The sequence below is a fragment of the Spongiactinospora gelatinilytica genome, assembly GCF_003236385.1.
GTDB classification, from domain to species: domain Bacteria; phylum Actinomycetota; class Actinomycetes; order Streptosporangiales; family Streptosporangiaceae; genus Spongiactinospora; species Spongiactinospora gelatinilytica.
The window spans coordinates 1-7687 of the sequence record NZ_POUA01000362.1 but is presented as its reverse complement, the minus strand read 5'-3'; the positions used below and the strand labels follow the sequence as shown (position 1 = coordinate 7687).

Annotated in this window: 5 protein-coding genes; 3 read left to right on the top strand and 2 right to left on the bottom strand. The window is 70.9% G+C overall.

Annotated features, from left to right (window positions below; translation table 11 throughout):
• Window positions 1-47: 47 nt before the first annotated feature.
• Window positions 48-3743, bottom strand: coding sequence for a multifunctional oxoglutarate decarboxylase/oxoglutarate dehydrogenase thiamine pyrophosphate-binding subunit/dihydrolipoyllysine-residue succinyltransferase subunit (locus C1I98_RS31615; RefSeq protein WP_111171031.1), 3696 nt, complete (start codon window positions 3741-3743; stop codon window positions 48-50).
• 202 nt (window positions 3744-3945) lie between these two features.
• Window positions 3946-4614 (bottom strand): B3/B4 domain-containing protein, encoded by a 669-nt coding sequence (locus C1I98_RS31610; RefSeq protein ID WP_233508356.1) that lies wholly within the window; start codon window positions 4612-4614, stop codon window positions 3946-3948.
• A 167-nt stretch (window positions 4615-4781) separates the two neighbouring features.
• Between C1I98_RS31610 and C1I98_RS31605 the strand changes: the two genes are divergently transcribed.
• The 3 genes from C1I98_RS31605 to C1I98_RS31595 form a co-directional block, all read left to right on the top strand.
• A complete protein-coding gene (locus C1I98_RS31605; RefSeq protein WP_111171028.1) occupies window positions 4782-5384 on the top strand; it encodes a winged helix-turn-helix domain-containing protein in 603 nt (200 codons plus the stop codon).
• Window positions 5381-6643, top strand: coding sequence for an MFS transporter (locus C1I98_RS31600; protein ID WP_111171027.1), 1263 nt, complete (start codon window positions 5381-5383; stop codon window positions 6641-6643). The genes C1I98_RS31605 and C1I98_RS31600 overlap by 4 nt, the downstream gene beginning before the upstream one ends.
• Before the next feature lie 40 nt (window positions 6644-6683).
• Window positions 6684-7687 (top strand): MBL fold metallo-hydrolase (locus C1I98_RS31595; RefSeq protein WP_233508355.1); only part of this gene is annotated, 1004 nt, incomplete at its 3' end.

Genomic DNA, 7687 nt, shown 5'->3' with positions numbered 1-7687 from the left:
GGGGAAAAGGGAAAAGGCCCCCCGGAGGGGGCCCTTTGGGGACGGGGTTAGTTGAAGATGGAGTCGAGGATGGCTTCGAGTTCGTGGTCATGGGCGGCGTGGGAGCCGGTGGCCGGGGAGGAGTTGGGCTTGCGGGAGACCCGGTGGATCGGGCGGCCGCCCAAGGTGTCCGGGTTTTCCGCGAGCTTGAGGGTCAGGTACGGCCAGGGGCCCATGTTGACCGGCTCGTCCTGGGCCCAGACCAGCTCCGCGTCGGCCGGGTAGCGGGACAGCTCCGCCTGGAGCTCGTCCGTCGGGAACGGGTACAGCCGCTCCAGGCGGACCAGCGCGACGTCCTCGCTTCCGCGCTTGTCCCGGGCCGCCGCGAGATCGTAGTAGACCCGGCCGGAGCTGAGCACGATCTTGCGGACCGCCGAGGCGTCCACCTTCGCGTCGCCGATGACCGGCTGGAAGGACCCGGAGGTGAACTCGGCGGTGGGCGAACTGGCCGCCTTCGTCCGCAGCAGCGACTTCGGAGTGAAGATCACCAGCGGGCGGCGGCGGTTGGACAGCACCTGCCAGCGCAGCAGGTGGAAGTAGTTCGCCGGGGTGGAGGGCTGCGCGACCGTCATGTTGTCCTGGGCGCAGAGTTGCAGGAACCGCTCGATCCTGGCGGAGGAGTGGTCCGGACCCTGGCCCTCGTAGCCGTGCGGGAGCAGCAGCACCACGGAGGAGCGCTGACCCCACTTCTGCTCACCGGCCGCGATGAACTCGTCGATGATCGTCTGCGCGCCGTTCACGAAGTCGCCGAACTGCGCCTCCCAGGCGACCAGCGCGTCCGGCCGGACGACGCTGTAGCCGTACTCGAAGCCCATCGCCGCGAACTCGCTCAGCAGCGAGTCGTAGGCGTAGAACTTCGTGATGCCCTGGTTGAACGTCTTGAGCGGGGTGTGCTCCTCGCCGGTGACCCGGTCGACCAGCACCGCGTGCCGCTGGCCGAACGTGCCGCGCCGGGAGTCCTGGCCGACCAGGCGGACCGGGTGGCCGTCGATCAGCAGCGACCCGAACGCCAGCGTCTCGCCCATCGCCCAATCGATGGTCTCCTCGGCCACCATCTTGCCGCGGCGCTGGATGACCGGCGCCAGGCGAGGGTGGACGGTGAAGCCCTCCGGCAGGTTGAGCTGGGTCTCCACGACCCGCTTGACGGTCTCCTCGGTGATCGCCGTGCTGGTGTCGCCGTGCGACCACGGCACCACCTCGGGGTCGCTCGGCCGCGGGAACTCGCCGGTGTGCTCCTTGGCCGCCTCGCGGGTCTCGGTGAAGGCCTGCTCCAGCCGCGCCTGGTAATCGCGCAGCGCCTGCTCGGCCTCCTCCACCGTGATGTCGCCGCGGCCGATCAGCGCCTCGGTGTAGAGCTTCCTGGTGGACCGCTTGGCGTCGATCAGGTCGTACATCAGCGGCTGGGTGAAGCTCGGGTTGTCGGTCTCGTTGTGGCCCCGCCTGCGGTAGCAGACCAGGTCGATCACCACGTCCTTGCGGAACGCCTGGCGGTACTCGTAGGCCAGCCGCCCGACGCGCACGACCGCCTCCGGATCGTCGCCGTTGACGTGGAAGATCGGCGCCTGGATCATCCGGGCGACGTCGGTGGCGTACACCGACGAGCGGGACGAGGCGGGCGAGGTGGTGAAACCCACCTGGTTGTTGACCACGACGTGGACGGTGCCGCCGGTGCGGTAGCCGCGCAGCTGCGACAGGTGCAGCGTCTCGGCCACGACGCCCTGACCGGCGAACGCCGCGTCACCGTGGACCAGCAGCGGCAGCACGGTGAAACCCTCTTCGCCGCGCTCCAAGATGTCCTGCTTGGCGCGGACCACGCCCTCCAGCACGGGGTCGACCGCCTCCAGGTGGGAGGGGTTGGCGACCACGGAGGTGACGATCTTCTGGCCGTCGGGTGACACGAAGTCGCCCGAGGAGCCCAGGTGGTACTTCACGTCGCCGGAGCCGTGCGCGCTGCGCGGGTCGAGGTTGCCCTCGAACTCGCCGAAGATCTGCCCGTAGGACTTGCCGACGATGTTGGCCAGCACGTTGAGCCGGCCGCGGTGGGCCATGCCGATGACGACCTCGTCGAGACCGTCGCCCGCCGCCTCGGAGATCACCGAGTCGAGCAGCGGGATCAGCGACTCGCCGCCCTCCAGCGAGAACCGCTTCTGGCCGACGAACTTGGTCTGCAGGAAGGTCTCGAACGCCTCGGCGGTGTTGAGCCTGCGCAGGATGTGGAGCTGCTCCTCGCGGTCGGGCTTGGCGTGCGGCTTTTCCACCCGCTCCTGGATCCAGGCCCGTTCCTCGGGGTTTTGGATGTGCATGTACTCGATGCCGGCGGTGCGGCAGTACGAGTCGCGCAGCACGCCCAGGATCTCGCGCAGCTTCATCAGCGGCTTGCCGCCGAACTCGCCGGTGGCGAACTCGCGCTCCAGGTCCCACAGGGTGAGCCCGTGCGACTGGATGTCCAGGTCGGGGTGCTTGCGCTGCATGTACTCCAGCGGGTCGGTCTCGGCCATCAAATGGCCGCGGACCCGGTAGGCGTGGATCAGCTCAAGGACCCTGGCCGACTTGGCCACGTCATCGTCGTGGGTGGCGGAGATGTCGGGCACCCAGCGGACCGGCTCGTACGGGATGCGCAGCGCTTCGAAGATCTCGTCGTAGAAGCCGTTGCCGCCGAGCAGGAGCTGGTGGATCCGGCGCAGGAACTCGCCCGACTGCGCGCCCTGGATGATGCGGTGGTCGTAGGTGCTGGTCAGCGTGATGACCTTGCTGACCGCCAGCCGGGCCAGCGTCTCGGTCGAGGCCCCCTGGTACTCGGCGGGGTACTCCATCGCGCCGACGCCGATGATCGTGCCCTGGCCGGGCATCAGCCGCGGCACCGAGTGGACGGTGCCGATGGTGCCCGGGTTGGTCAGGCTGATCGTGGTGCCGGAGAAGTCGTCGATGGCCAGCTTGCCGTTGCGGGCCTTGCGGACGATCTCCTCGTACGCCATCCAGAATTGCCGGAAGTCCATGCCTTCGGCGGACTTGATGGACGGCACCAGCAACTGCCGGGTGCCGTCGGACTTCTGGACGTCGATGGCCAGGCCCAGCCCGACGTGCTCGGGCTTGACCAGCATCGGCTTGCCGTCGGCCTCGGCGTAGGAGTAGTTCATGTCGGGCATCTCGGCCAGCGCCTTGACGACCGCGAAGCCGATCAGGTGGGTGAAGGAGACCTTCCCGCCGCGCCCGCGCGACAGGTGGTTGTTGATCACGATCCGGTTGTCGACGAGCAGCTTGGCCGGGACCGCGCGCACGCTGGTGGCGGTCGGCACGGCCAGGGAGGACTCCATGTTGGTGACCGTGCGCGCGGCGGCGCCGCGCAGCCGGACCTCCTCGGCGCCCTCGGGCACCGGGGTGGCCTGCTTGCCCGCGGGCTCCTTGGGGGCCGCCTTCGCGGATGCTTCCTTCGCTTGCGCTGGGGACTTCGCCGGTGCGGGAGCGGGTGCCGCCGGAGCGGCAGGTTGTGCGGGCGGAGCCGTCGTGGCCCCGTTCGCGGTGGTGGGGGCCGCCGGGGTCGCCCGGCCCGGCCCATAGTCAGGGTTGTAGTCAGCGAAGAAGTTCCACCAGGCACGGTCCACTGACTCGGGGTCCTGGAGGTACTTCTGGTACAGCTCGTCGACAAGCCACTCGTTTTGCCCGAAGCTTGCCAGCGGGTTAGACCGCGACGACTCAGACGACACGGCGGAAATCGCCCTCTTCCGCAGATCGGCGTTGATGTAGTTGATGAAAGAGATCCTGTTCAAGGTTACTCGCCCATAACGGCGGAAGATGCAGCCCCGAGACAGCTCACAGGGCCGATCCTCCCAGGACGCCCCGAAGTCGTCACATGGAGGTAGTCAGTCCAGGCGGTATCCGCCTGGTCACCCGCTCGTTAGAGGGATGTCACTCTATGGTAAGCAACCGGGTCTCGGTGCGCGCATCGGGGGAGATCTGGTCCAGCAGGGTGGTCAGTTCGCGCCCGGCCGCCTCCAGCTCGTCCAGCCGCATCGGGGCGAGCCGCTCCAGGATGAACAGCGCGTCGGTGGTCTCCTCGGTGATCCGGGTGCGGACGCACTGCCGCCAGTTCCATCGCCGGCAGGTGACGCCCTGGTCGTCGCGCCAGACGACCTCGCCGATCTCCGGGTGGTCGGTGACCTCCTCGCCGGCGGCCGTGGTGTCGAACGGCTCGTCGCCCTGCGCCCTGATCAGCCGCGCGGGGCCGATGTAGCGGGAGATGTCCTCTCCGCCGATCGGCAGCGCGTGCGCGACGCTGATCGCGTTGTAGGCGTCGACCACGAGGTTGATCTCCGGCAGCTGGACCCGCCTGATCAGCGCGTCGACCGAGGGCCGGGTGCGCTGCGGCTTGGCGCCGAAGGACCGGTAGGCCGCCCGCCACGCCTCGATCCGCTCGTGCTCGGGGCCCACCGCGCGCCCGGCGGCGTCGGTCAGCCAGGCCCGCGATCGGTCATCGGACGGGCCGTTGCGCAGGCCGCGCACGGTCATCAGTAGTACGGCGAAGTCCGGCCGCAGCTCGCGTACGGCGTCGTCGATCCACACGTCCTCTATTCGCACCCGCCTCACTCTAGCGACGGCGCAAGCGATCTGAACCGTTCGCGCTCCGCGTGCGTACTCACATACGGGCCCGTCGGCCGCCTATCAGGGGACGGCCGACGGGCGGGGTGCGGCCGGGACCGCAAATGAAGCTTTGCAAAGCTTCATTTGCGGCCTACGCTCCTGCCATGAGGAACTCCTTCCGGGTCACCGATCCGCGCACGCTCAAGGCCGTCGCCCACCCGCTGCGCCTGCGGCTGCTCGACCTGCTGCGCAGCGACGGTCCGGCCACCGCCTCCGAGCTGGCTCGCAAGGTCGCGGAGAGTTCCGGCCTCACCAGCTACCACCTGCGCGAACTCGCCAAGTACGGCTTCATAGAAGAAGACCCCGACCAGCGGGACGCCCGCGAGCGACGCTGGCGGGCCGTCCACCGCTACCTCTCCTGGGACAACGCCGAGATGGCCGCCACCGAGGAGGGGCGGGAGGCGGTGGCGGCCATCCGGCAGCGTCAGATCGAGCTGCTGGTCCGGAGCAACGGAGAGTTCGAGGCGCAGGCGGCGACCTGGAGCCCGGAGTGGATCGAGGCCGCGGGCATCAGCGACGACGTCGTCCGCCTCACTCCGGCCTCGCTCACCGAGCTCTACCAGCGGTGGGAGGACGTCCTTCGCGAACTCGCGGCCCGCGACGCCGGCGCCCCCGCGGCCGAACAGGTCGTGATCCACTACTCCGCCTTCCCAAGACGGCCCGCCCCGGAAGGTCCCGCCGAAGAAGCCGAAGAGGAGTCGGAGTGAACGCCCTATCCGCACGCCGCCGCTACGCGCTGGTGAGCGCGCTGACCTGGTTACCCCCTGGGCTGATGATGGCCCCGCTGGTGCTGCTGATGTCGGGCCGCGGGCTCGGCGTCGCGGAGATCGGCGCGGTCATGGGCCTCTACGGCCTGGTGGTCGTGCTGCTGGAGCTGCCCACCGGCGGACTGTCCGACGTCATCGGCAGGCGTACGGTCCTGGCCGCCTCAGGGGCGTTCAGCGCCGCCGCCTACACGGTCCTGGTGCTGGCCCACTCACTGCCGATGTTCATGCTGGGCAGCGCGCTGAAGGGCGTCGCGCGGGCGCTGTCCAGCGGTCCGGCGCAGGCGTGGTACGTCGACACCCTGCACGCCGCCGAGGGCCGGGACGCCGACCTGAAGCCCGGCCTGGCCCGCGGCGAGGCGATGGGCTCGATCGCGCTGTGCGCGGGGGTGGTGACCGGGGGACTGCTGCCGCTCGGCCTGTCCTCGGCGGTCGCCGAGCCGCTGGCGGCGCCCATGATGCTGGCCGGGGTGGCGTCGGTGGCGCTGCTGGCCGTGGTGCTGGTCGCGCTGCCGGAGCCGCCGCGCGAACGGCTGGGCCTGGCCGAGGTGCTGCGCGGGGTGCCGCTGTCGATCCGTACGGGCGTCGGCGTGGCGGTCAGGGACGGCGTGCTGGCCAGGATGCTCGGCGTCAGCGCGGCGGCGGGCATCGCGCTGTGCTCGATCGAGCTGCTGACGCCGATCAGGCTCGGCGAGCTGGCCGGCGGCCCGGACGCGGGCAGCACCGCCTACGGCACGGTCGCCGCGGTGGGCTTCGCGGCGAGCGCGGCGGGCCATGCCCTGGCCCCGGCCCTCGCGCGGGTCGCGGGCGGCTCGGCCCGCGGGGCCAGGGCCGGCGCGGTGGTCACGGCCCTGGCGCTCGGCGGCCTCGCCGCGTCCACGGCGCTGCCCGGTGCGGCCGGCCTGGCCGCCACGGCGGGCGCGTACCTGGTCCTGTTCGTCGGGCTGTCGGCGGCCACGCTGCTGCACGTCGAGATCATGCACGGCCGGGTGGAGGCCGCCCAGCGGGCCACGCTGCTCTCGGTGGACTCGCTGTCCCTCCAGTTCGGCGGCTTCCTGGCGAACATCGGCCTCGGCTGGCTGGCGGGCCGGGCGGGCATCGGCACGGCCTGGGCGGTGGCGAGCGGGCTGATGCTGCTGTCCACGCTGCTGTATCCGCGCACCCGCGCGGTTCTCGCGATCGCCCCGCGCCCCGCGCCCTGATAGAACATTGTTCTAGGCGGCCGGTCGAGAGGAGCCCGGGATGCGGATGGTCACGGCGGTGAACGCGGCGCAGCGCGAGGCGTGGCGCGGGGGCGGGTTACCGGAGGTCGAGCGGGTACGGCCGGGCCTGTGGTCGATCCCGGTCCCGCTGCCCGTGGATTCGCTGCGCTATGTCCTGGTATACGCCCTCGAACTGCCGGACGGCGTGGCGATCATCGATGCCGGGTGGGACACCGAGGACGCCTACCAGGGCCTGGCGGGCGGTCTGGCGACCGCCGGGTACACGATCGCGGACGTACGTGCCGTCCTGGTCACGCACGTCCACCTTGACCACTACGGGCTGGCGGGCCGGGTGCGCGAGGAGTCCGGGGCATGGATCGGCCTGCACCCGGCGGACGCCCGGCTCCTCACAGGGCACGACGGCGGAATCGACGCGCTGATCGCGAGCGAGCAGGCGCTGCTGGCCCGCTGCGGCGCGCCGCCGATGACCTCCGAGTCGACGGCCGGCACGGCCGCGATGATCAGGCGGTTCGTCACCCAGCCGGCCCCGGACCGGCTGATCGAGGACGGCGAGCCGATCGGCCTGCCCGGCTGGGACCTGCGGGCGCGCTGGACCCCTGGCCACTCGCCCGGCCACCTGTGCTTCGTGGACGGCGAGCGGCGGCTGCTGTTCTCCGGAGACCACGTGCTGGCCAAGATCACCCCGATCGTTGCGGTACGCCCCCAGTCGCCCGCCAACCCGCTCGCCGACTACCTGGACTCCCTGGCCGAGGTGCGCGGATGGGACGTGGCGGAGGTGCTGCCCGCGCACGAGTACCGCTTCAGGGAGTTGGCCGACCGGGTGGAGGACGTCATGGCGCACCACGGCGAACGGCTCCGCGAGATCGAGGCCGTGCTCGCGGGCGCGGGCGGGATGAGCTGCTGGACGGCGGCGACCCGGCTGACGTGGTCGCGGCCCTGGGAGTCCATCCCGGAGTTCATGCGGCGCGGCGCGAACAACGAGACGCTGGCGCACCTGGCCTCCAGCCAGACCAGGTGCGCCAG

What these genes read in the sequence shown, in the direction of transcription:
- C1I98_RS31605 (WP_111171028.1), top strand. Translation starts at nt 4,782, where the DNA reads ATGAGGAACTCCTTCCGGGTCACCGATCCGCGCACGCTCAAGGCCGTC.